20 protein-coding genes are annotated in these 21,064 nt (G+C 66.1%); 11 read left to right on the top strand and 9 right to left on the bottom strand.

Annotation, left to right across the window (positions count from 1 at the left end):
* Nucleotides 1-9: 9 nt before the first annotated feature.
* Nucleotides 10-255 (top strand): type II toxin-antitoxin system Phd/YefM family antitoxin, encoded by a 246-nt coding sequence (locus tag DT343_RS03840; RefSeq protein WP_066551874.1) that lies wholly within the window; start codon nucleotides 10-12, stop codon nucleotides 253-255.
* Complete coding sequence (locus DT343_RS03835) at nucleotides 252-638, top strand: type II toxin-antitoxin system VapC family toxin (RefSeq protein WP_066551875.1); 387 nt, start codon at nucleotides 252-254, stop codon at nucleotides 636-638. The genes DT343_RS03840 and DT343_RS03835 overlap by 4 nt, the downstream gene beginning before the upstream one ends.
* On the opposite strand, the gene thiS is transcribed toward DT343_RS03835, so the two are convergent.
* Nucleotides 639-839: a sulfur carrier protein ThiS gene (thiS, locus tag DT343_RS03830; RefSeq protein WP_112861800.1), complete on the bottom strand. Its 201-nt coding sequence runs from the start codon at nucleotides 837-839 to the stop codon at nucleotides 639-641.
* Between the two features lie 185 nt (nucleotides 840-1,024).
* On the opposite strand from thiS, the gene aroQ reads away from it, so the two are divergent.
* The 5 genes from aroQ to lepB all read left to right on the top strand — a co-directional run bounded on the left by aroQ (nucleotide 1,025) and on the right by lepB (nucleotide 5,220).
* Nucleotides 1,025-1,471, top strand: coding sequence for a type II 3-dehydroquinate dehydratase (aroQ, locus tag DT343_RS03825; RefSeq protein ID WP_112861799.1), 447 nt, complete (start codon nucleotides 1,025-1,027; stop codon nucleotides 1,469-1,471).
* A gap of 47 nt (nucleotides 1,472-1,518) precedes the next feature.
* Nucleotides 1,519-2,010 (top strand): acetyl-CoA carboxylase biotin carboxyl carrier protein, encoded by a 492-nt coding sequence (gene accB / locus DT343_RS03820; protein ID WP_112861798.1) that lies wholly within the window; start codon nucleotides 1,519-1,521, stop codon nucleotides 2,008-2,010.
* Between the two features lie 9 nt (nucleotides 2,011-2,019).
* Nucleotides 2,020-3,372: an acetyl-CoA carboxylase biotin carboxylase subunit gene (accC, locus tag DT343_RS03815; RefSeq protein ID WP_055808513.1), complete on the top strand. Its 1,353-nt coding sequence runs from the start codon at nucleotides 2,020-2,022 to the stop codon at nucleotides 3,370-3,372.
* Between the two features lie 132 nt (nucleotides 3,373-3,504).
* Nucleotides 3,505-4,236 carry a leucyl/phenylalanyl-tRNA--protein transferase gene (gene aat / locus DT343_RS03810; RefSeq protein ID WP_112861797.1) on the top strand — a complete coding sequence of 244 codons (732 nt, stop codon included), beginning with the start codon at nucleotides 3,505-3,507 and terminating at the stop codon, nucleotides 4,234-4,236.
* 219 nt (nucleotides 4,237-4,455) lie between these two features.
* Nucleotides 4,456-5,220, top strand: coding sequence for a signal peptidase I (gene lepB, locus DT343_RS03805; RefSeq protein WP_112862565.1), 765 nt, complete (start codon nucleotides 4,456-4,458; stop codon nucleotides 5,218-5,220).
* Here lepB and DT343_RS03800 read toward each other — a convergent pair.
* The 3 genes from DT343_RS03800 to DT343_RS03790 are packed head-to-tail and all read right to left on the bottom strand — an operon-like array spanning nucleotide 5,217 to nucleotide 6,624.
* The gene (locus DT343_RS03800) at nucleotides 5,217-5,555 is read right to left on the bottom strand and encodes an EF-hand domain-containing protein (RefSeq protein ID WP_112861796.1); all 339 of its coding nucleotides are present in this window, start codon (nucleotides 5,553-5,555) and stop codon (nucleotides 5,217-5,219) included. The two genes, lepB and DT343_RS03800, sit on opposite strands and share 4 nt — an antisense overlap.
* 26 nt (nucleotides 5,556-5,581) lie before the next feature.
* The gene (locus DT343_RS03795) at nucleotides 5,582-6,235 is read right to left on the bottom strand and encodes a DUF2155 domain-containing protein (RefSeq protein ID WP_112861795.1); all 654 of its coding nucleotides are present in this window, start codon (nucleotides 6,233-6,235) and stop codon (nucleotides 5,582-5,584) included.
* Complete coding sequence (locus tag DT343_RS03790; RefSeq protein ID WP_112861794.1) at nucleotides 6,232-6,624, bottom strand: NADH:ubiquinone oxidoreductase subunit NDUFA12; 393 nt, start codon at nucleotides 6,622-6,624, stop codon at nucleotides 6,232-6,234. Before DT343_RS03790 ends, DT343_RS03795 begins: the two co-directional genes overlap by 4 nt.
* 206 nt (nucleotides 6,625-6,830) lie before the next feature.
* Here DT343_RS03790 and DT343_RS03785 point away from each other — a divergent pair, with 206 nt between their 5' ends.
* The 3 genes from DT343_RS03785 (at nucleotide 6,831) to DT343_RS03775 (ending at nucleotide 10,877) form a co-directional block, all read left to right on the top strand.
* The gene (locus DT343_RS03785; RefSeq protein ID WP_112861793.1) at nucleotides 6,831-9,359 is read left to right on the top strand and encodes a TSCPD domain-containing protein; all 2,529 of its coding nucleotides are present in this window, start codon (nucleotides 6,831-6,833) and stop codon (nucleotides 9,357-9,359) included.
* A gap of 57 nt (nucleotides 9,360-9,416) precedes the next feature.
* Nucleotides 9,417-9,908, top strand: a complete 492-nt coding sequence (locus DT343_RS03780) for a pentapeptide repeat-containing protein (RefSeq protein ID WP_017506525.1) — start codon at nucleotides 9,417-9,419, stop codon at nucleotides 9,906-9,908.
* A gap of 81 nt (nucleotides 9,909-9,989) precedes the next feature.
* Complete coding sequence (locus DT343_RS03775; protein ID WP_112861792.1) at nucleotides 9,990-10,877, top strand: pentapeptide repeat-containing protein; 888 nt, start codon at nucleotides 9,990-9,992, stop codon at nucleotides 10,875-10,877.
* A 251-nt stretch (nucleotides 10,878-11,128) separates the two neighbouring features.
* Here the strand turns inward: DT343_RS03775 and tuf are convergent, their stop codons facing one another.
* The 4 genes from tuf to rpsL all read right to left on the bottom strand — a co-directional run bounded on the left by tuf (nucleotide 11,129) and on the right by rpsL (nucleotide 15,583).
* Nucleotides 11,129-12,319 carry an elongation factor Tu gene (gene tuf / locus DT343_RS03770; protein WP_112861791.1) on the bottom strand — a complete coding sequence of 397 codons (1,191 nt, stop codon included), beginning with the start codon at nucleotides 12,317-12,319 and terminating at the stop codon, nucleotides 11,129-11,131.
* 109 nt (nucleotides 12,320-12,428) lie between these two features.
* On the bottom strand, nucleotides 12,429-14,507 hold the full coding sequence (gene fusA / locus DT343_RS03765; protein ID WP_017506743.1) for an elongation factor G: 2,079 nt from the start codon (nucleotides 14,505-14,507) through the stop codon (nucleotides 12,429-12,431).
* A gap of 146 nt (nucleotides 14,508-14,653) precedes the next feature.
* Nucleotides 14,654-15,127, bottom strand: a complete 474-nt coding sequence (gene rpsG, locus DT343_RS03760; protein WP_017506744.1) for a 30S ribosomal protein S7 — start codon at nucleotides 15,125-15,127, stop codon at nucleotides 14,654-14,656.
* A gap of 81 nt (nucleotides 15,128-15,208) precedes the next feature.
* Nucleotides 15,209-15,583 carry a 30S ribosomal protein S12 gene (rpsL, locus tag DT343_RS03755; RefSeq protein WP_008260482.1) on the bottom strand — a complete coding sequence of 125 codons (375 nt, stop codon included), beginning with the start codon at nucleotides 15,581-15,583 and terminating at the stop codon, nucleotides 15,209-15,211.
* Between the two features lie 381 nt (nucleotides 15,584-15,964).
* Between rpsL and DT343_RS03750 the strand changes: the two genes are divergently transcribed.
* The gene (locus DT343_RS03750) at nucleotides 15,965-16,789 is read left to right on the top strand and encodes a hypothetical protein (protein WP_146756704.1); all 825 of its coding nucleotides are present in this window, start codon (nucleotides 15,965-15,967) and stop codon (nucleotides 16,787-16,789) included.
* Nucleotides 16,790-16,853: 64 nt separating this feature from the next.
* Here the strand turns inward: DT343_RS03750 and rpoC are convergent, their stop codons facing one another.
* Entirely contained in the window at nucleotides 16,854-21,050 is a 4,197-nt protein-coding gene (gene rpoC / locus DT343_RS03745; RefSeq protein WP_055754901.1) for a DNA-directed RNA polymerase subunit beta', read from the bottom strand.
* Nucleotides 21,051-21,064: the final 14 nt, after the last annotated feature.

Here is a 21,064-nt window from a genome sequence, read left to right as displayed (position 1 = left end):
AGACACGTCATGGAGACGGTCAATATTCATCAGGCCAAGACGCATTTGTCCCGCCTGATTGAGAAGGCGGCGAAGGGCGAACCCTTCATCATCGCCAAGGCCGGCAAGCCGATGGTGAAGGTGACGGCCCTAGATGACACGCAGAAGAAGCCGGTTCAGCGCATCGGGTTTATGAAGGGCGAAGGCGTGGTTCCTGATGACATCAAGACGCCCTTCAAGGACGACATTGAAGACATGTTCTACGGCAAATCGTGAACCTGCTGCTAGATACTCATCTTTTGATCTGGGCCGCTTTCGACACGGGGCGACTGAGCGAAAAGGCCTGCGAACTGATCAATGACCGTGACAACACCCTTCATTTCAGCGCGATGAGCATATGGGAAATCGCTATCAAGACGGCTCGGAATTCCGAGGACTTCTCGATCGATCCCAAACGGCTCCATTATCTGCTCACCGTGAATGGCTTCGTGGAGGTGGTCATGACCAGCGAGCATGGGATCGTCGCGGGGCAACTTCCGTTGCTCCATCGCGATCCTTTTGATCGCGCCTTAATCGCTCAAGCGCGCTGCGAAGACTTGACCTTGTTGACGGCGGACAGCGCCATCAGTCTCTACGAGGGCCCCATCCTCAAGGTCTGATCAACCGCCGCCGACGAACTGGACCAGTTCGATGCGGTCCCCTGCGGCCACCGGCGTGGCGGCGTGCAGGGACTTGGGCACGATCTCGAGATTGCGTTCGACGGCGACCTTGCGCGGGTCCAGCGACAGTTCCTCGACCAGGGCCAGGATGGTGGCGGCCTGGACCTGACGTGGCTCGCCGTTGAGATGGATCTGGTGCATCGGTCGGGTCTCTCGGCGTTATCAGCGCGGCCTTTCAGATAGCGACTGAAGGATCGGATCGCCAGATCGCGTTGTGCCGGTGAGTAACCCTGGGGAAGGTTCGACGCCGCGAGCGTTTGACCCACGCCCTGCGTCCGCTAAAAGGCCCCTCTTGCGCCGCGCTGCGCCGGATCGATTCTTGAACCATGGCCGAAACGCCCGTCATTCATGTGCTGAACGGCCCCAATCTGAACCTGCTCGGGGTTCGGGAGCCGGACATCTATGGCCGCGACACCCTGGCGGACATCGAGCAGCGCTGCGTCAGGGCGGCCGGCGAGGCGCAGATCGTGTTTCGCCAGACCAACCATGAAGGCGTGTTGGTCGACTGGATTCAGGAGGCGCGCGAGGGCGCCCACGCCCTGATCCTCAATCCGGCGGCCTATGGGCATACGTCGGTGGCGCTGCACGATGCGTTGAAGACGCTGTCGATCCCGGTGATCGAGCTGCACCTGTCCAATCCGGCGGCGCGCGAGGCGTTTCGCCATCACTCCTATGTGTCCTCCGCGGCGACCGGCGTCATCGCCGGCTTCGGCGCGGCGGGCTATGAACTGGCCGTCCAGGCGGCCCTCACCCAGGTTCGGGAACGCGGCTGAGCCCCGTCCCGTTTATCAAAGACCACGAAAGACAAGGCGCAACTCCAATGGCCGATGACAAGAAACACGCCGAAATCGACGCCGCCCTGGTTCGCCAGCTGGCCGAGATCCTGAACGAGACCGATCTGACGGAAGTCGAGGTCGAGCGCGGCGAACTGCGCATCCGCGTGGCGCGCGAAGTCACCGTCAACGCCGCCCCGGTTCAGTACGCCGCCGCCCCCGCTCCTGTCGCCGCTGTGCCTGCCGCCGCTGCTGCACCGGCCGCCATGCCGTCGGATCCCGCCACGATCGTCGCCCGCGCCGGCGAAGAGGTGAAGTCGCCGATGGTCGGCACCGCCTATCTGCAGGCCTCGCCGGAGGCCCCGGCCTTCGTCCAGCCCGGCGATAAGGTCAAGAAGGGCCAGACCCTGCTGATCGTCGAAGCCATGAAGACGATGAACCCGATCCAGGCGCCGCGCGACGGCGTGGTGGCCGAAATCCTGGTCGGCGACGCCCAGCCGGTCGAGTTCGGCGAACCCCTCGTCCTGCTGGAAGCCTAAGGCGCCGCGATGTTCACCAAGGTCCTGATCGCCAACCGCGGCGAGATCGCGCTGCGCATCCACCGGGCGTGCAAGGAGATGGGCATCTCCACCGTCGCCGTGCACTCCGAAGCCGACCGCGGCGCCATGTGGGTGCGGCTGGCCGACGAGAGCGTCTGCATCGGCCCCGCCTCGGCCGCAAAGTCGTATCTGAACATCCCCTCGATCATCGCGGCGGCCGAGATCACCGGCGCACAGGCGATCCACCCTGGCTATGGCTTCCTGTCCGAAAACGCCCGCTTCGCCGAGATCGTCGAGGCCCATGGCATGACCTTCATCGGCCCCAAGCCCGAACATATCCGGGTCATGGGCGACAAGATCAGCGCCAAACAGACGGTCAAGGACGCCGGCATCCCCGTCGTCCCCGGCTCGGATGGCGAAGTCGAGACCGTCGAGGCCGCGATTGAGGCGTCCAAGTCCATCGGCTTCCCCCTGATCGTCAAGGCGGCGGCGGGCGGCGGCGGGCGCGGCATGAAGGTCGCCCTGACGCCCGACGACCTGGTCGAGGCGGTGCAGACCGCCCAGTCCGAGGCCAAGGCCGCCTTCGGCAACGGCGCCGTCTATATGGAGCGCTACCTCCAGAAGCCGCGCCACATCGAGATCCAGGTCATCGCCGACAGTCACGGCAACGTCGTTCACCTGGGCGAACGCGACTGCTCGCTGCAACGCCGTCACCAGAAGGTGCTGGAAGAGGCCCCCTCGCCCGCCTTGTCGGCCGAGGGTCGCAAGCAGATCGGCGAGACGGTCAACAAGGCCATCGCCGCCATCGGCTACTTGGGCGTCGGCACCATCGAGTTCCTGTGGGAGGACGGCGAGTTCTTCTTCATTGAGATGAACACCCGCCTGCAGGTCGAGCATCCGGTTACGGAAATGATCACCGGCGTCGATCTGGTGCGCGAACAGGTGCGCATCGCCGCCGGTCTGCCACTGTCGTTCACCCAGGACGACATCGAGTTCAAGGGCCACGCCATCGAGGTGCGGATCAACGCCGAGAACCCGGAGACCTTCACCCCGTCCCCAGGCAAGATCACCGACTTCCACGCACCGGGCGGCCTGGGCGTGCGCCTGGATAGCGCCATCTACGCCGGCTATTCGATCCCGCCCTATTATGACAGCCTGATCGGCAAGCTGATCGTGCACGGCCGCGACCGCGAGGAGGCCATCGCGCGCCTGAAGCGTTCGCTGAACGAGGTCGTCATCGGCGGCGTCGATACGACCATCCCCCTGTTCCAGAAGCTGCTGGCCGAGCCGGACATCCTGTCGGGCGACTACGACATCCACTGGCTGGAGAAATGGGCGGCCCGTCAGAAGGGCGACGCCTGATTTTCTTTTCGTCATTCTCGGCCTTGAGCCGAGAATCCATAAACTCCGTCTTCGACGCGGTGCGCCGCTCGCAGCACCGGGCGTATGGATCCTCGCCACAAGGGCGAGGATGACGGATTTTAGGAATAGGCGATGACCGACCCCGATTTCAGCGCCAGCGGGCCTTTCGGCGGTTTCGGCCCCGAGGACCTGCTGGCCTGTTACGCCCGGGGCGTGTTTCCGATGGCCGAGGCGCGTGATGATCCGCGAGTATTCATCATCGAGCCGGAACAGCGGGGCGTCATTCCGCTGGACGCCTTCCACATCCCCAGCCGACTGCGCCGCACCGTGCGGGGCGAACCGTTCGAGGTGCGGGTCGACACGGCCTTCGAGGCGGTGCTGGATGGATGCGCGGCGGCGCAAGGACCGGATCGCGAAGACACCTGGATCAACGGCCCGATCCGTCGGCTGTACGCTGCCCTGTTCGCCATGGGTTTCGTCCATTCCATCGAGTGCTGGCGTGATGAGCGGCTGGTCGGCGGGCTTTACGGCGTGTCGCTGGGCGGGGCCTTCTTCGGCGAGAGCATGTTCAGCCGCGAGCGGGACGCCTCCAAGGTCGCTCTGGTGCATCTGGTCGCGCGCCTGCGAAAGGGCGGCTGGACCCTGCTGGATGCGCAATTCCTGACCGATCATCTCAGCCAGTTCGGTGCGGTCGAGACCCCTCAGGCGGCCTATCTGGAGCGACTTCAGCCCGCGCTGTCGGTCAGACCGGAGCAAAGCGCGTTGTGCGCGCCCTTGACCGGCGCAGAAGCGGTCGCCTTGGCCAGCGCCTGGTCCATCGGCATTCGAGAAGATGGGTCTCTCAGTTCGTCATTCCGGGGCTGAGCGAAGCGAAGAACCCGGAACCCAGGGCCACAGGCGCGTTGCTGCCCCCATTCAACGCCTGATGCGCTTCTCCTGGGTTCCGGGTTCGTCCTTCGGACGCCCCGGAATGACGTCAGCAGGGTGAATATCGATTGAACCTAGTCTGTCCGGACACGATTTGAGGCCTGTCCCGACAGGTTCGGATTGGCGTCTTCGCCCGGCCTGACGATCAATGGCGGCATGACACAGACCCCGCCAAAAGCCCCGCCCCGCCCGTCCGTTCTTCGCGAGGTGCGAGAGATCGCCCTGACGCTGGTCTTCGCCATCATCCTGGCGCTCGCGATCCGCATCGTCCTGTTCCAGCCCTTCACCATCCCCTCGTCGTCGATGGAGCCGGGGCTGGTGACCGGCGACTATATCGTCGTATCGAAATATCCCTATGGCTGGAGCACGGCGTCTTTGCCGTTCAATCCGGCGATGTCGCCGGGCCGGCTGTTCGGGCGCGAGCCGAGACGCGGCGACGTGGTGGTGTTCCGCCTGCCGCGCGATCCCAGCGAGGCCTGGATCAAGCGGGTCGTCGGCCTGCCGGGCGACATGGTTCAGGTGCGAGGCGGCGTCGTCTTCGTCAATGGCGATCCGGTGCGCCAGACCCGGCTGGACATTGTCGCCGATCACGATGCGCCGCAGAGACGGGTCCAGCAGGTGCGCGAGACCCTGGCCGACGGACGATCCTACGTCACCTACGACGGCGGACCGGACCTGCCGGGCGACGACACGCCTGTGCGCCGGGTGCCGGCGGGCCACTATCTGTTGATGGGCGATAACCGCGACAACTCGTTGGACAGCCGCTGGCCGCCCGAGATTGGCGTCGGCCTGCTGCCGGCCGAGAACATCATCGGCCGGGCCGAGGTGGTGCTGGCGTCCTGGAAGCCGGGCGCCAGCCTGTTCAAACCCTGGACGTGGTTAGACCTTCAGTGGGACCGATTCCTGGTCCGCATCCGCTAACGCGCGCGGTACTCTTCGAAGCTGACGACGCCGTCGTGATTGCGATCCAGCCGGTCGAAATCGGCGCGGGTGGGCGACGACTGGGCCAGGGAGGGCGCGGCGACGGCGCCGAGCGCCAGGCCCGCGACGGCGGCGGCCAGCAGGGGCCGCCAGCTCAGGCGGGGTTGAGGACGCGCGGATGACGTCGTGTTCAACTCGGCGTCGATGAAGCGGCGAATGGCGTCGCTGGCCGTCCGGCCTTGGTCACGGCACCGGGCCATGAAGGCGGTCTTGGTCGCGTGGGGCAGTCGGATTTCGACCGTTTCGGTCTTCTTGGGCGGCTTGTTGCGATCCATGGCGCGCCTCCTCGCGGCGTCAAAGCTCAGTTCTTACAGCCCACGACCCAGGCGTCGTAATAGGGGTTCTGGACCCCGCTGACGGCGGGTGACGAAGCGAACATCCAGCCGCGGAAGATCTGGCGTCCTGCCTGGCGGCCGCGCGGCTGAAGCGAGACGTCCATATAGGCGATGGCGTCCTCGGTCAGTTCGTCGGGCGTCGTGACCTCGCAGGCGCGGGCGGCGAAGATCAGATTCTGGTTGAAGCGCACGGGACGACCGCCGACCTCGACCTCGAACTTCATCGTCTCGGCGGTGACCTTGTCGATGGCCTGAATGATCGCGAACTTGCGACGCTGACGGCGCGCGGGCGTGGCGGGTTGATCGACGGCCTTCTCCGCGACCGGCTTCTCGGCCTTGACCTCTTCCTCGGCCTTTTCCTCGACGGCGGCGTCCTCGGCGATGACTACGGCCGGCGGCGGGGTCACCGCGACGGGCGCCCGAGGCGCGGGCGCGCCCGCGGGCGGCGTCTCGGTCGGGACCGAGGGCTGAGCGGGGGTGTTGCGCAGAATGTCGCCGATCGGATCCTGGACCGGACGCGCATCGCGCGGCGCGTCCTGAAGCACGCTGGCGGTCACTGCGCCGGCGCTCAGCACAGCCGCGACGGACGCCGCGCCCAACAGGATGCGGCGGATTTTCACTCGGGCGTCCAGGCCTGATAGTCGCCGGTCGCGGCCGGGCGCTTGGCGTCGCCCGCCAGCGAGCCGGGCGGACGCCAGGCCAGAGGCGTGCCGGTCAGATTGGGCAGATGATCCTTTTCCCAGGCGCGACGCGGCAGCGGCTGCTCGGTCGGCGGCAGGTCGAAGGTGTAGTGCAGCCAGCCGTGCCAGTCGGGCGTCACCTTGGACGCCTCGGCATAGCCGTCATAGATGACCCAGCGACGCTTGCGGCCGTCGTAGCTGACGTTGTCGCGGCTCTCGTAATAGCGATTGCCGTTCTCGTCCTGGCCGACGAAGCGACCGCGCTTGGCGATGGTGAACCGGGTGCCGATCGTAGCGCCCTCCCACCAGCCGAAAATCTTGCTCAACACGTCGTGGAATCCAACCGTAAGGGGTCGCCGGAAAGGGAGGCGGCGTCTGGTTCGGATCATAGAAACCCGCGCCCCCTTCGTCCAGCGTTCAAGCGTCTGGCGGTGAATCGATATCTTGTGGGCAACCCCGCCCAACGACACCAGATGTATTGGCTAAGCCGCGTGCGCATCCTAGGCTCGCCCGAACCTTTCGGAGAGACGCCGCCATGCGCTTTCAATCCGGCTTCGCCGCTCGCGCCGACCGAGTCGCGATGGAGACCCGCGCCATCGAGCGCCCCGCCGGCGTGCAACAGGTCCTGGCCCCCGCCGGCTGGTCCGACGTCCGGATCGAGGCCTGGCTGGATTGGGTCGAGGCGGAAGGGTTCGCAACGCCCCTGTCAGGCGACTGGCTGAACGGCGGCGTCGACGCCTGGGCCGAGCGGCTGGCGGCGACGGGCGTAGCCGAGGGCGTGTTCGACCGGGCCGAGGCCGCGACGTTCGTCGAGGCGCTGTCGGGCATCTTCAGGCTGGGCCTGGCGGCGCCGGCGGCGTCCGGACCTGCGGCTGTCGGCGTCGTCGATCTGAACGATCCCGGCGCGGCCGCGCGTTTGAAAGTGCACGCCGGACGGCGCGCGGCCATGCGGCTTGGCGCCCAGGCGGCCGACGCCCTGGCCGAGGCGCTGGCGGGCGTGGCCGATGCGGTGGATCGCTGCGAAGGTCCGCGCGGCGACTGCGGCGACCCTTCGCGCAATCCAGCCCTGGGCCGGGCGGCGGCCCTGGCGCGGCGGTGCGGCGCCAGCGACGCCGATATTCTGAGAGCGATCGACGGCGAACGGCCCGCAATGGCCCTGGAGCCGATGGTTGAAGGCGCGCCTCTGGTCGCCCTGGCGGACCGGACCCAGATCGCGGCGGGCGCGCCCGAAGCCTTGCTGGCGGCCGAGGCGGCGCTGGACGGCGGTCTGATCGTCGCCTTCGACCCGCGCGATGCGGAGACCGCGACGGCGCAGACCGCGCGGGCTTTGATCGACCTAAGCGCCGTCCTACGGCTCGACGGAGACAGAGCGACCGATCTGGCGGATCTGACACGCCTGCTGACCGTGGCGCTGGACCTTCAGTCCGCGCGGCCCGGTCCCATCGCGCTGGGACTGGACGGCCTGCTGGAGGCCCTTGCGGCCAGCGACGACCGCACGTCTCAGGCGCAGGCGCTCGCGGGCCTTATCGCGGCGACGGCGGCGCAGACCTCGGCCGAGCTGGCGATTCTGCGCGGTCCCTGCCCCGACTGGGAGGACCCGGAGAAGCCGCGTCGCCATTCGGCCATCGGCCTGTTCGTTGACGATGCGGAGGCGCGGCTGCGGCTGGGCCTGGGTCGCGTCGCGGCGATCGATGTGTTCCAGACGGCCGATGGCGAGATCGGTCGCCGGCTGCACCCCGCGCTTGCCTCGGCCATCTCTGCCGCCGGCGGCGATGTCGAGGCGGCGGAACGGTGGACGTTCGGTCGTCGCACCCTGGTCGAGGCGCCAGGCATCGATCACACAGCCTTGCGCGCGCTGGGTTTCACCGACATCGAACTGGCCACCATCGAGACCGCCTTGGGCTGGGCCGAGGATTTCGACACGGTCTTCGCCGCCCCGGTCCTGGACCCCGGCTTCATCCGCGACGTCTTGGGCGTGGAAGACGGCGATGGTCTGCTGCTGACCCTGCTGGGCGTGTCGGAAGAGGCGGAGACGGCGGCGACGCACTGGGTCTTCGGTCATGGCGATCTGCGCGACTGGCCCGACGCGCCGGCCTCCGTCGCCGCCCTGCTGGCCGATCCAGCGGCGGCGGCGGCCGATCTGCGGCGCGCCGTCGAATCGTTCAGCGACATGCCGGACATCGCGATCGAACCAATGGACTGGCGCACGACCTCCACCCAGGCCGCGCGACTGCTGAGCCAGGGTGCGCTGGACGGCCGACGCGCCCTTCGCCTGTCCCGCGCCGCGCCGCCAGGAGGACCGCTGCTGTCCCTGCCAAACATCGACGCCGCCCGCCCCGAGCCTACCCGCGAGGCCCCACGCCCGGCCCCGACCGAACGGGTCGTCGAACGCGTGGTCGAGCGCGAACGGGCGCGACGGAAGCTGCCCGACCGCCGCAAGGGCTATATCCAGAAGGCGGCCGTCGGGGGCCACAAGGTCTATATCCACACCGGCGAATACGAGGACGGCGAGCTGGGCGAGATCTTCATCGACATGCACAAGGAAGGCGCCGCCTTCCGCAGCCTGATGAACAACTTCGCCATCGCCATCTCGATCGGCCTGCAATACGGCGTGCCGCTGGACGAGTTCGTGGACGCCTTCGTCTTCACCCGGTTCGAGCCCGCCGGCCGCGTCACCGGCAACGACTCCATCAAGTCGGCGACCTCGATCCTGGACTACATCTTCCGCGAACTGGGCGTCTCCTATCTGGACCGCGTTGAGCTGGCCAACGCCGAGACAGAGGCGCAGAACCCCGACGATCTGGGCGACGGAAAGCCCGACGCCAACGCGGCCGTGCCCGCCGCTCGCTTCATCTCCAAGGGATTTGCGCGCGGTTCCGCGCCCGACAATCTGGTCGTCCTGCCCTTCGGCAAGAAAAGCGAGTCGGAAGCCCGCGCCGCCGCCAATACCGAGGCCGTCGCCTGCCCCGCCTGCGGCGATTTCAGCCTGCAGCAACGCGGCGCGGCCTGGGTGTGCGACACCTGCGGGGCGGCCCCGGCTCTTCAGGGCGGCGATCAGGGCTAGATTAAGGGTTATGGCCTAGGGTTTGCTGACAGACGATCGAACGTCGGAGCCCGGTCCATGAAACGCACACTTTCCCTCGGCCTGATCGCCGCCCTGCTGGCCGTCGCCGCGCCTGCGCTGGCCCAGAACGCGGGTCAGATCGCCAGCGTGCGGCGCGGCGCCTCCTGCGCCGGTTGCAATCTTTTTCAGGGCGACTTTTCAGGGCTGGAGGCGCGCGGCCTGAACCTGGCCGGCTCACGCCTGCGTCAGGCGGACCTGAGCCTCAGCGTCATGAACCGCACGCGATTTTCCAACACCGACATGCGCGACGTCGAAGCCTATGGCGGCGTTTTCTCAGGCTCCAACTTCTCGCGCGCCAACCTGACCAACGCCAGTTTCGTGGGCGCCTATCTGGAGGGGGCCAGCTTCGCCGGCGCGACCCTTTCGGGGACCAATCTGTCGGGCGCCCAGCTGGCGCGGGCCACCGGCCTGACCCAGGCTCAACTGAACCGGGCCTGCGGCGACGGCTCCACCGTCCTGCCTCGGGGCTTGCGCATTCCGGCCTGCTGAGCGGCGCCGACCTTGCCTCGATTTCATGAAGTTACCTCGATTTAAGTAGGTGCGGCGGGGCTTTCGAGGCATTCAGAGTGCGTGAAACAGATCGCTGAACATATCCGGGTCCGCCCCACATTGGCTTTGCTGACGCTGGGAATAGCGCTCGCCGCCTCGCCCGCCTTCGCCGGGGTCGAGATGTCGATACAGGACCGCGATGTGGCCCGTTCAGTGTCGCTGGGCGGATCGTGCAATCGCTGTGAACTGTCCGGCCGCAATCTGTCGGGCGCCACCTTCACCGGGGCCAGCTTCATGAACGCCACCCTGGTGGGCGCCAACCTGCGCGGCGCCGAGATGATGGGCTCCAACTTCACCGGCAGTGATTTCAGCCGCGCCAACATGGGCGGGGTCGAGATCGTCGGCGCCAACTTCACCTCCGCCAACTTCACCGGGGCGCAGATCAATGGGGCCGAGGCGCAAGGATCGTCCTTCGTTCGCGCCAACCTGACCCGCGCCAACCTTTCGGGCAGCGAGATGCACGGCGTCAACTTCACCGGCGCCACCCTGGCTGGAACCAACTTCTCCAATTCGGAGCTGTTCGGCGCCACACTGGCCAATGTCCGGGCGTCGGGCGCCAACTTCGCCAGCGCCGAGGTCACGGCCTCGAACCTTTCGGGCGGCGATTTCTCCAACGCGGACTTTTCGAACGCCAGTCTGGATGGGGCGCGATTGACCGGCGGCAGCTTCTCGCGCGCCGACTTCTCCAACGCCTCGCTGCGTCGAACCGACATTCGCGGCGCCGACCTGTCTGGCGCGCGAGGCCTGACGCAGGACCAGATCAGCGAAGCCTGCGGCGACGGCTCGACCCGCCTGCCCGGCCGCCTTTCGCCCCAGGCCTGCCGCAGCAGTTCTATTCGCATCGTCCGCGCAGCGCCCACACCGCCGGTCCCGCCTCGCGTGCGCAACCTGGTCAACGCCGAAAACTAGGCCGTCCGCCCCGGACTCGTCCTTCGGGAATGCCCCGCATTTCAGGTCGGACCGCGCTAGGGAGCCCAGAGGCCCTAGCCTGCGGCGCAACCCTATCAAACTGGGATCTCCTACGAGCGCCTCTGGCGATCTGCGGATAGCCCTCACAGCAAAACGGCCCCCGGATTGCTCCGGGGGCCGCTCTGTTACGCGACTTTGGCTTTCGGCCGATGCGCGCCTCGCGGAGGCGCGCGACTTGAGGCCGGGTCTTCTTACTCGACGATCTTGGCCACGACGCCGGCGCCGACGGTGCGGCCGCCTTCACGGATGGCGAAGCGCAGGCCCTGGTCCATCGCGATCGGGGTGATCAGCTCGACGTTCAGCTCGGCGTTGTCGCCCGGCATGATCATCTCGACGCCTTCCTTCAGGTGAACGATGCCGGTCACGTCCGTCGTGCGGAAGTAGAACTGCGGGCGATAGTTCGTGAAGAACGGGGTGTGACGACCGCCCTCTTCCTTGGTCAGGATGTAGGCTTCGGCCAGGAACTTGGTGTGCGGGGTGATGGAGCCCGGCTTGCACAGCACTTGGCCGCGCTCGACGTCTTCACGCTTGGTGCCGCGCAGCAGCACGCCGACGTTGTCGCCCGCTTGACCTTGGTCCAGCAGCTTGCGGAACATTTCCACGCCCGTGCAGGTCGTCTTCTGGACAGGACGGATGCCGACGATCTCGACTTCCTCACCGACCTTGATGATGCCCTTCTCGACGCGGCCCGTGACCACGGTGCCGCGGCCCGAGATCGAGAACACGTCTTCGACCGGCATCAGGAACGGCAGGTCGACCGGACGCTCCGGCTGCGGGATGTAGGCGTCGACGGTTTCCATCAGGGCCAGAACGCGCTGTTCGCCGATTTCCGGGTTCACGCCGTCGGTCGCGGCCTTGGCCGAACCCTTGGTGATCGGAATGTCGTCGCCGGGGAACTGGTACGAGCTCAGCAGCTCGCGCACTTCCATCTCGACCAGCTCGAGCAGCTCTTCGTCGTCGACCAGATCGACCTTGTTCATGAAGACCACCAGGGCCGGCACGCCGACCTGACGAGCCAGCAGGATGTGCTCGCGGGTCTGCGGCATCGGGCCGTCAGCGGCCGACACCACCAGGATCGCGCCGTCCATCTGCGCGGCGCCGGTGATCATGTTCTTCACATAGTCGGCGTGGCCGGGGCAGTCGACGTGGGCGTAGTGACGGTTGGCCGTCTCATATTCCACGTGCGCGGTGTTGATCGTGATGCCGCGAGCCTTCTCCTCCGGCGCAGCGTCGATGTCGGCGTAGTTCATCGCCTTCGCGCCGCCGGCCTTCGCCAGCGTCATCGTGATCGCTGCCGTCAACGTCGTCTTGCCGTGGTCAACGTGACCAATCGTGCCGATGTTGCAGTGCGGCTTCGTCCGTTCGAACTTTTCCTTGGCCATTTTCTAGCTCCTTAGGTCCCCGAACCGGGGTTCCTGCAGTTTGGGGGTTAAGGACGCCCGGTCCTTACGGTCCGGGCGCATATAGGCGGGCTTTCCGAAAAGGGAAAGCTTAGGCGTACTTCTTGATCACTTCGTCGGCGACGTGTTGCGGCACCGGCTCGTAGTGGTCGTATTGCATGGTGAACTGGGCGCGGCCCTGCGACATGCCGCGCAGCGTGTTCACATAGCCGAACATGTTGGCCAGCGGCACGAAGGCGTTCACGACGGTGGCGTTGCCGCGCATGTCCTGACCCTGGATCATGCCGCGACGGCCGTTCAGGTCGCCGATGACCGAGCCGAGGTATTCCTCGGGGGTCACGACTTCCACCGCCATGATCGGCTCGAGCAGCTTGGGCGAACCCTTTTCCTTCAGCTCACGGAAGGCGGCGCGGGCCGCGATTTCGAACGCCAGCACGCTGGAGTCGACGTCGTGGAACTTGCCGTCCGTCAGGGTCGCCTTGAAGTCGATCAGCGGGAAGCCGGCCAGCAGGCCGTTGTCCTTGGCCGAGTTCAGGCCCTTTTCGACGCCGGGGATGTATTCCTTCGGCACCGCGCCGCCGACGATCGAGTTCTCGAACACGAAGCCCGAGCCCGGCTCGCCGGGTTCGAAGGTGATCATGACGCGGGCGAACTGGCCCGTACCGCCGGTCTGCTTCTTGTGCGTGTAGTCGATGTCGACCTTGCGGCCCAGCGATTCACGATAGGCGACCTGCGGCGCGCCGATGTTGGCCTCGACCTTATAGGTGCGCTTCAGGATGTCGATCTTGATGTCCAGGTGCAGCTCGCCCATGCCCTTCAGGATCGTCTGGCCCGACTCGTGGTCGGTCGAGACGGTGAAGGAGGGATCTTCCGAGGCCAGCTTGGCCAGGGCGACGCCCAGCTTCTCCTGGTCGCCCTTGGTCTTGGGCTCGACCGAGATCTCGATGACCGGCGCCGGGAACTCCATCTTCTCCAGGATGACGGGCGACTTGATCGGGTCGCACAGGGTGTCGCCCGTGCGGGTTTCCTTCAGGCCGGCCAGGGCGACGATGTCGCCGGCGTAGGCTTCCTTGACATCTTCACGGTTGTTGGAGTGCATCTGCAGCATCCGGCCGACGCGCTCTTTCTTGTCGCGGCTGGAGTTCAGCAGGCTCATGCCCGTTTCCATCTTGCCCGAGTACAGGCGGCAGAAGGTCAGCGAGCCGACGAAGGGGTCGTCCATGATCTTGAAGGCCAGGACCGACAGGGGCTCTTCGTCCGAGGCCTTACGCACGACGGGCTCTTCGGTCTTGAAGTCGATGCCCGGGGTCGGCGGGATGTCCAGCGGCGACGGCAGATAGTCCACGACGGCGTCCAGCAGCGTCTGCACGCCCTTGTTCTTGAAGGCCGAGCCGCACAGGATCGGATAGAAGGCGCCGGTCAGAACCGCCTTACGGATGCACTTCTTGATGGTGGCTTCGTCGGGCTCGTTGCCTTCGAGGTAGGCTTCCATCGCCTCGTCGTCCAGCTCGACGGCGTTGTCGATCAGGTACTGACGCGCAGCGATCGCCTTGTCCATCAGGTCGTCGGGGATCGGCACATCCTTGTAGGAGGCGCCCAGGCCGTCGTTGTCCCAGACCACGCCGGTCATGCGGACCAGGTCGACCAGACCCGACAGCGAGGATTCGGCGCCGATCGGGAACTGGATCGGCACGGCCTTGGCGCCCAGACGGTCTCGGATCGACTCGACCGAGGCGTCGAAGTCGGCGCCGATCTTGTCCATCTTGTTGACGAAGACGATGCGCGGAACCTTGTACTTGTCGGCCTGGCGCCAGACGGTTTCGGTCTGCGGCTCGACGCCGGCGTTGCCGTCCAGCACCGTCACGGCGCCGTCGAGGACGCGCAGGCTGCGCTCGACTTCAATGGTGAAGTCCACGTGGCCTGGGGTGTCGATGATGTTCAGACGCTTGTTCTGCCAGAAGGCGGTCGTCGCGGCGGACGTGATGGTGATGCCGCGCTCCTGCTCCTGGTCCATCCAGTCCATGGTGGCGGCGCCGTCGTGGACTTCGCCGATCTTGTGGGATTTGCCGGTGTAATACAGGATCCGCTCGGTCGTCGTCGTCTTGCCCGCGTCGATGTGGGCCATGATGCCGAAGTTGCGGTAGTCCTGGAGCGCGTGCGTACGTGCCATGGAAACGTGCCTTGAAAGTTTTCAGGACGCTAAAGGGCGCCCACGGAAGGATGTCGGTGTTCGGATAAGCGAGTGCGGGCGATTTAGCTCAAACCGCCCGCACCGGAAACCCTTAGATAGTCAGCGCAGATGACGCTTTGAAGGCGTTACCAGCGATAGTGGCTGAAGGCGCGGTTGGCTTCGGCCATCTTGTGGGTGTCTTCGCGCTTCTTGACCGCGGTGCCGCGGTTGTTCGAGGCGTCCAGCAGTTCGGCGGCCAGCTTCTCGGTCATGGTGTTCTCGCCACGCTTGCGCGCAGCGTTCACCAGCCAGCGGATGGCCAGGGCGCGGCGACGGTCCGGACGGACTTCGACGGGCACCTGATAGGTGGCGCCGCCGACGCGACGCGAGCGCACTTCGACCGACGGAGAGACGTTTTCCAGAGCGGCGTGGAAGGTCGCGACCGGCTCCTGGTCCTTCTTCTTCTCGGCCAGGATATCGAAGGCGCCGTACACGATGTTCTCGGCGACGGCCTTCTTACCTTCGTACATGACGTAGTTCATGAACTTGGTGACGACCAGGTCCCCGAACTTGGGATCCGGCAGAACTTCACGTTTCTGGGCGCGGTGACGACGCGACATGGGGTATTCCTTGCAGTGCCCGACCAGCGCCGGGAGGATCTCGAAAAGGCCTCCGGGCGCGACGGCCCGGAGAAGAATGGCTTACTTCGGACGCTTGGCGCCGTAGTGCGAACGACGCTGCTTACGGTCCTTGACGCCTTGGGTATCCAGAACGCCGCGCAGGATGTGGTAGCGAACGCCGGGCAAGTCCTTCACGCGGCCGCCGCGGATCAGAACAACCGAGTGTTCTTGCAGGTTGTGGCCTTCGCCGGGGATGTAGCACACGGCTTCGTAGCCGTTCTTGGCCAGACGGACCTTGGCGACCTTACGCAGAGCCGAGTTCGGCTTCTTCGGGGTCGTGGTGTAGACGCGGGTGCAGACGCCGCGACGCTGGGGCGAACCCTCCAGAGCCGGCACCTTGTTGCGGGTGGGCTTGGGCTTGCGCGGCTTGCGGATCAGCTGGTTGATCGTAGGCATTCGAAACTCGTCTCGACTTCTGATGGAGGCGTGTGTCTTTCGACCGAAGCGCCTCTCGCCTTCTTGTGAACGGGGGACCATCCCCTCGCCCGGGTGTCATCGAGACTGAGGGCGCGACCACCCAAACAGAAAAACCGGAACGCGCGCTTTGGGCGTTCCGGCGGGCACAGCCCGTCCGTTGGATTGTCACGATCTCAGCGACCGGCGAACCGGCCACGCCTCGAAAGTGGGCGGCTTCTACGCGCGATGGGCGCGAAGGTCAAGGCGGCGCTGATCTTCAAAGCGGAAACCCACGTTGCTTCACTCGTCGTCGGTCCGCCCTCCGCCCGAAAGCGGCCATGCTTCTAGCACAGCTTGCATCGGATCACGGGGGACGACGCATTGGCGTTTGCACAGCTGACGCGACCTGACCGGCGCCTCGACTGGCGAAAGGCAGGCTTGGCGACGGCGTCGGTGGCGATCAACACCGCGCTGATCGCCTTCCTGTCGTTCACGGTCCTGGGCATAGAGGGCGACGTCTTCGCGCCCGAACAGCCGCACATCTACGTCGACATTACGCCCCGCCCCCCACTGCCCGGCGAGCGGCCCAGAACGCCGGTCCAGGAGCCCGCAGTCGACGATATGGCGGCGTCGGCGCAGGACGCGCGCCCGACGATTCAGACGCCCTCCCCGCGCCAGGCGACGCCGCCGGACAGTCGCCCCGCCCCGATCCGTCCGCGTATCGCCGCGCCGGCACCGCAGGGCGCGCCCGCGTCGCCGGACGCCTGGACGGTCAATCCGAACGACCGCGCCGGCACCATGTCGCGCGTCCTGCGTCAGGGCCTGATCGGCTGCACCACGCCGCAACAGCTCAGCGCCGCCGAGCGCGCAAACTGCCTCCAAGACGCCGAGCGGCGCGGCCGCAACGCCGCTCCGATCACCGGCACGGGCAACCCCGAGCGTGACGCCGCCTTTGCGCGCGAAGGCGCGCGGCGTCTGGCCGAATGGGAGGCGCGGCGTCGTCCTTTGTCCGGCGGGGTCGGTGTGGTGGGCCCGGCGGACTGCGTCGGCTCAAACTTCGGCACGGGCTGCGCCGGCGCGCAGTTGAATCCGTCGCTGGCGCCCGACTCGACCCGCAACGTCCAGACTCGACGCGACGGCCACCGGGCCGGCGGCGCACCGATCACGCCAGGCGCTTCTGCCCCTATGGAGCGGTGGAAAGACTGAAAGAAAAAAGGCGACGCCGTCGCCGGCGCCGCCCTCTTCGTATCTTCGCTCGAGAAGCGTGAGATCAGCTCTCGCTGCTCTCCAGCTCCAGTTGCAGATCGGCCGGCAGCGGCTCGATCGCCTCTTCCAGGGCCGAGGTCAGTTCTGCATCCCGCTCGTTGGCGATCTTCTGCAGGCTGCGCAGGTAGGCGCCGGTGCCGGCAGGGATCAGGCGGCCGACGATGACGTTTTCCTTCAGGCCTTCCAGCATGTCCTTCTTGCCGTGGACCGAGGCGTCGGTGAGGACGCGAGTGGTCTCCTGGAAGGACGCCGCCGAGATGAAGCTGCGGGTTTGCAGCGACGCCTTGGTGATGCCCAGCAGGACGGGCTGGGTGGTGGCCAGACGGCCGCCACGCTTCTCGACCTTGGCGTTTTCCAGAACGGCTTCAGCGACTTCGACGGTGTCGCCGCGGATCAAGGTGGTTTCACCCGAATCCAGCACTTCCACCTTCTGTAGCATCTGACGCACGATGACTTCGATGTGCTTGTCGTTGATCGGCACGCCCTGCAGTCGATAGACCTCCTGCACTTCGTTCACCAGATACTCGGCCAGCGCCTCGACGCCCTGGATGCGCAGCAGATCGTGCGGATCCGGGTTGCCGTCGATGATGTAGTCGCCCTTCTGGATCAGATCGCCGTCGTGGACGGAGATGTGCTTGCCCTTCGGGATCAGGAACTCGACCGGTTCGCCCTGCACGCCATCGGCGTTGGGCTCGGGCGTGATCTTGATGCGACGCTTGTTCTTGTAGTCGCGGCCAAATTCGACGCGACCATCCATCTCGGCGATGACCGCGCAGTCCTTCGGACGGCGAGCTTCGAACAGTTCGGCGACGCGCGGCAGACCGCCGGTGATGTCGCGGGTCTTGGCGCCTTCGGTCGGAACGCGAGCGATGATCTCGCCCGGCTTGACCTCGTCGCCGTTCGACACGGACAGAACCGCGCCCACGGGCAGCAGATAGCGGGCGTCCGAACCGGACGACAGCTTGGCGTAGGCGTCGCCTAGGGTGACGCCCATGGCCGGACGCAGGTCCGAGCCGCGCGGGCTGGCGCGCCAGTCGCTGACGACGCGCTGGGCGATGCCCGTCGCTTCGTCGGTTTCTTCCTTGACTGACAGGCCTTCGACCAGGTCCTCGAAGCGCACGACGCCGCCGACTTCCGTCAGGATCGGGGTGGTATAGGGGTCCCACTCCGCCAGGCGTTGGTTCTTCTTAACCTCGTCACCGTCCTTGACGCGGATGCGGGCGCCGTAAGGAGCCTTGTGCGTCTCGCGGTCCTTGCCGTCGACGACCACGGTCACGATGACGTTGCGGCTCATGGCCACCAGATCGCCGTGCGCCGCGACGACGGTCGGGCCGGTGACCTTGGCCGTACCGGCGTTGGTCGCCTCCATGAAGGAGGTTTCCGCCACCTGGGCCGTACCGCCGATGTGGAAGGTCCGCATCGTCAGCTGGGTGCCCGGCTCGCCGATCGACTGGGCGGCGATGACGCCGACCGCTTCGCCGATGTTGACGTTGGTGCCGCGCGCCAGGTCACGGCCGTAGCAGTGGGCGCAGATGCCGGCTTCGGCCTCGCAGGTCAGGGCCGAACGGACCTTGACCGACTGGACGCCCGCGGCCTCGACGGCCTCGGCGACTTCTTCCACCAGATAGGTGTCGGCGGGGAACAGGACGGTATCCGTGCCCGGCTCCTTGATGTCCTCGGCCGCATAGCGACCCAGGATGCGCTGACCCAGCGAGACCAGCACGTCGCCGCCTTCCATCACCGCACGCAGGGTGATGCCGCGCGTCGAGCCGCAATCCTGCTCGGTGACGATGGAGTCCTGCGCCACGTCCACCAGACGGCGGGTCAGGTAACCCGAGTTGGCGGTCTTCAGCGCGGTGTCGGCCAGACCCTTACGGGCGCCGTGGGTGGAGTTGAAGTATTCAAGGACGGTCAGGCCTTCCTTGAAGTTCGAGGTGATCGGCGTCTCGATGATCTCGCCGGACGGCTTGGCCATCAGGCCGCGCATGCCGCCCAGTTGCTTCATCTGCGCCTGCGAACCCCGGGCGCCGGAGTTGGCCATCATGAAGACCGAGTTGATGTCGGGGTTTTCACCCTCAATCAGCACGCGCGGTTGCGCGATCTCGCCCATCATGGCGTCGGCGATCCGGTCCGTGGCCTTGGACCAGGCGTCGACCACCTTGTTGTATTTCTCGCCGCGCGTGATCAGGCCGTCGGCGTACTGTTGCTCGTACTCCTCGACCTGGGTGCGGGTCTCGGCGACCAGCTCGACCTTCTTGGCCGGGATCACGATGTCGTCCTTGCCGAACGAAATGCCGGCCTTGGCGGCTTCGCGGAAGCCCAGGCCCATCATCTGGTCGGCGAAGATGACCGTCGCCTTCTGACCGCAGTGGCGATAGACCACGTCGATCAGATTGCCGATTTCCTTCTTGGTCAGGTTCTTCTCGAGCAGGCGGTAGCCGACGTTCGGATTACGCGGCAGCAGAGCCGCCAGCTTCATCCGGCCCGGCGTGGTGTCGATGACCTTGGTCACCTCATTGCCTTCGGCGTCCTGTTCCGTCCAGCGCGCCTTGATGCGCGTGTGCAGGGTGACGACCTTGGCGTCCAGCGCCGCATCGATCTCGCCGATGTTGGCGAACAGCTTGCCTTCGCCCGGCTCGCCGTCCTTGACCAGCGACAGATAGTACAGGCCCAGGACGATGTCCTGCGACGGCACGATGATCGGCTTGCCGTTGGCGGGCGACAGGATGTTGTTGGTCGACATCATCAGGACGCGCGCTTCCAGCTGGGCCTCGAGGCTCAGCGGGACGTGAACGGCCATCTGGTCGCCGTCGAAGTCGGCGTTGAAGGCGGTGCAGACCAGCGGGTGAAGGCGGATGGCCTTGCCTTCGATCAGCTTGGGCTCGAACGCCTGGATGCCCAGACGGTGAAGCGTCGGCGCGCGGTTCAGCAGAACCGGGTGCTCGCGGATGACCTCATCCAGGATGTCCCAGACGGCGGGCTGCTCGCGCTCGACCATGCGCTTGGATTGCTTGACGGTGCCCGACAGGCCCTTGGCGTCCAGGCGCGCATAGATGAACGGCTTGAACAGCTCCAGCGCCATCTTCTTGGGCAGGCCGCACTCGTGCAGCTTCAGTTCCGGACCCACGGTGATGACCGAACGACCCGAATAGTCGACGCGCTTGCCCAGCAGGTTCTGACGGAAGCGACCCTGCTTGCCCTTCAGCATGTCGGCCAGCGACTTCAGCGGACGCTTGTTCGCGCCCGTGATCACGCGACCGCGACGGCCGTTGTCGAACAGGGCGTCGACGGACTCCTGCAGCATCCGCTTTTCGTTACGGATGATGATGTCCGGCGCGCGCAGTTCCATCAGGCGCTTCAGGCGGTTGTTGCGGTTGATGACGCGGCGATACAGGTCGTTCAGGTCGGAGGTCGCGAAACGACCGCCGTCCAGCGGCACCAGCGGACGCAGTTCCGGCGGGATGACCGGCACGATCGTCAGGATCATCCACTCGGGCTTGTTGCCCGATTCCAGGAAGGCCTCGATCAGCTTCAGGCGCTTGGACGCCTTCTTGGCCTTCATTTCCGAGGGATTGTCGGCCAGCTCGGCGCGGTGCTTTTCAGCTTCCGCGTTCAGGTCGATGCCCATCAGCAGGTTGCGGACGGCCTCGGCGCCGATCTCGGCGGTGAAGCCGTCATCGCCGAACTCTTCCTGGTAGCGATAGAACTCGTCTTCCGTCAGCAGTTGGTTCTGCTTCAGCGGGGTCAGGCCCGGCTCGGTGACGATGTAGTTCTCGAAGTACAGGACGCGCTCGACGTCCTTCAGCGCCATGTCCAGCATCAGCGAGATGCGGCTGGGCAGCGACTTCAGGAACCAGATGTGGGCGACCGGCGCAGCCAGGTCGATGTGACCCATGCGCTCGCGGCGAACGCGGGCCAGGGTGACTTCGACGCCGCACTTCTCGCAGATGATGCCCTTGTACTTCATGCGCTTGTACTTGCCGCACAGGCATTCGTAGTCCTTGGTCGGGCCAAAGATACGCGCGCAGAACAGGCCGTCACGCTCGGGCTTGAACGTGCGGTAGTTGATGGTTTCCGGCTTCTTGATCTCGCCGAACGACCACGAACGGATCTTCTCGGGCGAGGCCAGAGCGATCTTGATCTGGTCGAAGGTCGGGGTGACCGGGACCGGGTTGAAGATGTTCAGGACTTCCTGGTTCATCTTGATTCCTTCTG

Source organism: Brevundimonas vesicularis, from assembly GCF_900445985.1.
Lineage (GTDB): Bacteria > Pseudomonadota > Alphaproteobacteria > Caulobacterales > Caulobacteraceae > Brevundimonas > Brevundimonas vesicularis_D.
Note: the sequence above shows the minus strand (reverse complement) of the source record. Positions and strands in the feature narration are given on the sequence as shown.

Bases quoted from the DNA above. Each gene is read 5' to 3' on its own strand.
- fusA (WP_017506743.1), bottom strand. From the start codon at position 14,507: ATGGCACGTACGCACGCGCTCCAGGACTACCGCAACTTCGGCATCATG.
- DT343_RS03800 (WP_112861796.1), bottom strand. From the start codon at position 5,555: ATGGATCGCAACAAGCCGCCCAAGAAGACCGAAACGGTCGAAATCCGA.
- accC (WP_055808513.1), top strand. From the start codon at position 2,020: ATGTTCACCAAGGTCCTGATCGCCAACCGCGGCGAGATCGCGCTGCGC.
- thiS (WP_112861800.1), bottom strand. From the start codon at position 839: ATGCACCAGATCCATCTCAACGGCGAGCCACGTCAGGTCCAGGCCGCC.
- rpoC (WP_055754901.1), bottom strand. From the start codon at position 21,050: ATGAACCAGGAAGTCCTGAACATCTTCAACCCGGTCCCGGTCACCCCG.
- tuf (WP_112861791.1), bottom strand. From the start codon at position 12,319: ATGGCCAAGGAAAAGTTCGAACGGACGAAGCCGCACTGCAACATCGGC.
- rpsG (WP_017506744.1), bottom strand. From the start codon at position 15,127: ATGTCGCGTCGTCACCGCGCCCAGAAACGTGAAGTTCTGCCGGATCCC.
- rpsL (WP_008260482.1), bottom strand. From the start codon at position 15,583: ATGCCTACGATCAACCAGCTGATCCGCAAGCCGCGCAAGCCCAAGCCC.
- aroQ (WP_112861799.1), top strand. From the start codon at position 1,025: ATGGCCGAAACGCCCGTCATTCATGTGCTGAACGGCCCCAATCTGAAC.
- accB (WP_112861798.1), top strand. From the start codon at position 1,519: ATGGCCGATGACAAGAAACACGCCGAAATCGACGCCGCCCTGGTTCGC.
- DT343_RS03780 (WP_017506525.1), top strand. From the start codon at position 9,417: ATGAAACGCACACTTTCCCTCGGCCTGATCGCCGCCCTGCTGGCCGTC.
- aat (WP_112861797.1), top strand. From the start codon at position 3,505: ATGACCGACCCCGATTTCAGCGCCAGCGGGCCTTTCGGCGGTTTCGGC.
- DT343_RS03785 (WP_112861793.1), top strand. From the start codon at position 6,831: ATGCGCTTTCAATCCGGCTTCGCCGCTCGCGCCGACCGAGTCGCGATG.
- DT343_RS03840 (WP_066551874.1), top strand. From the start codon at position 10: ATGGAGACGGTCAATATTCATCAGGCCAAGACGCATTTGTCCCGCCTG.
- lepB (WP_112862565.1), top strand. From the start codon at position 4,456: ATGACACAGACCCCGCCAAAAGCCCCGCCCCGCCCGTCCGTTCTTCGC.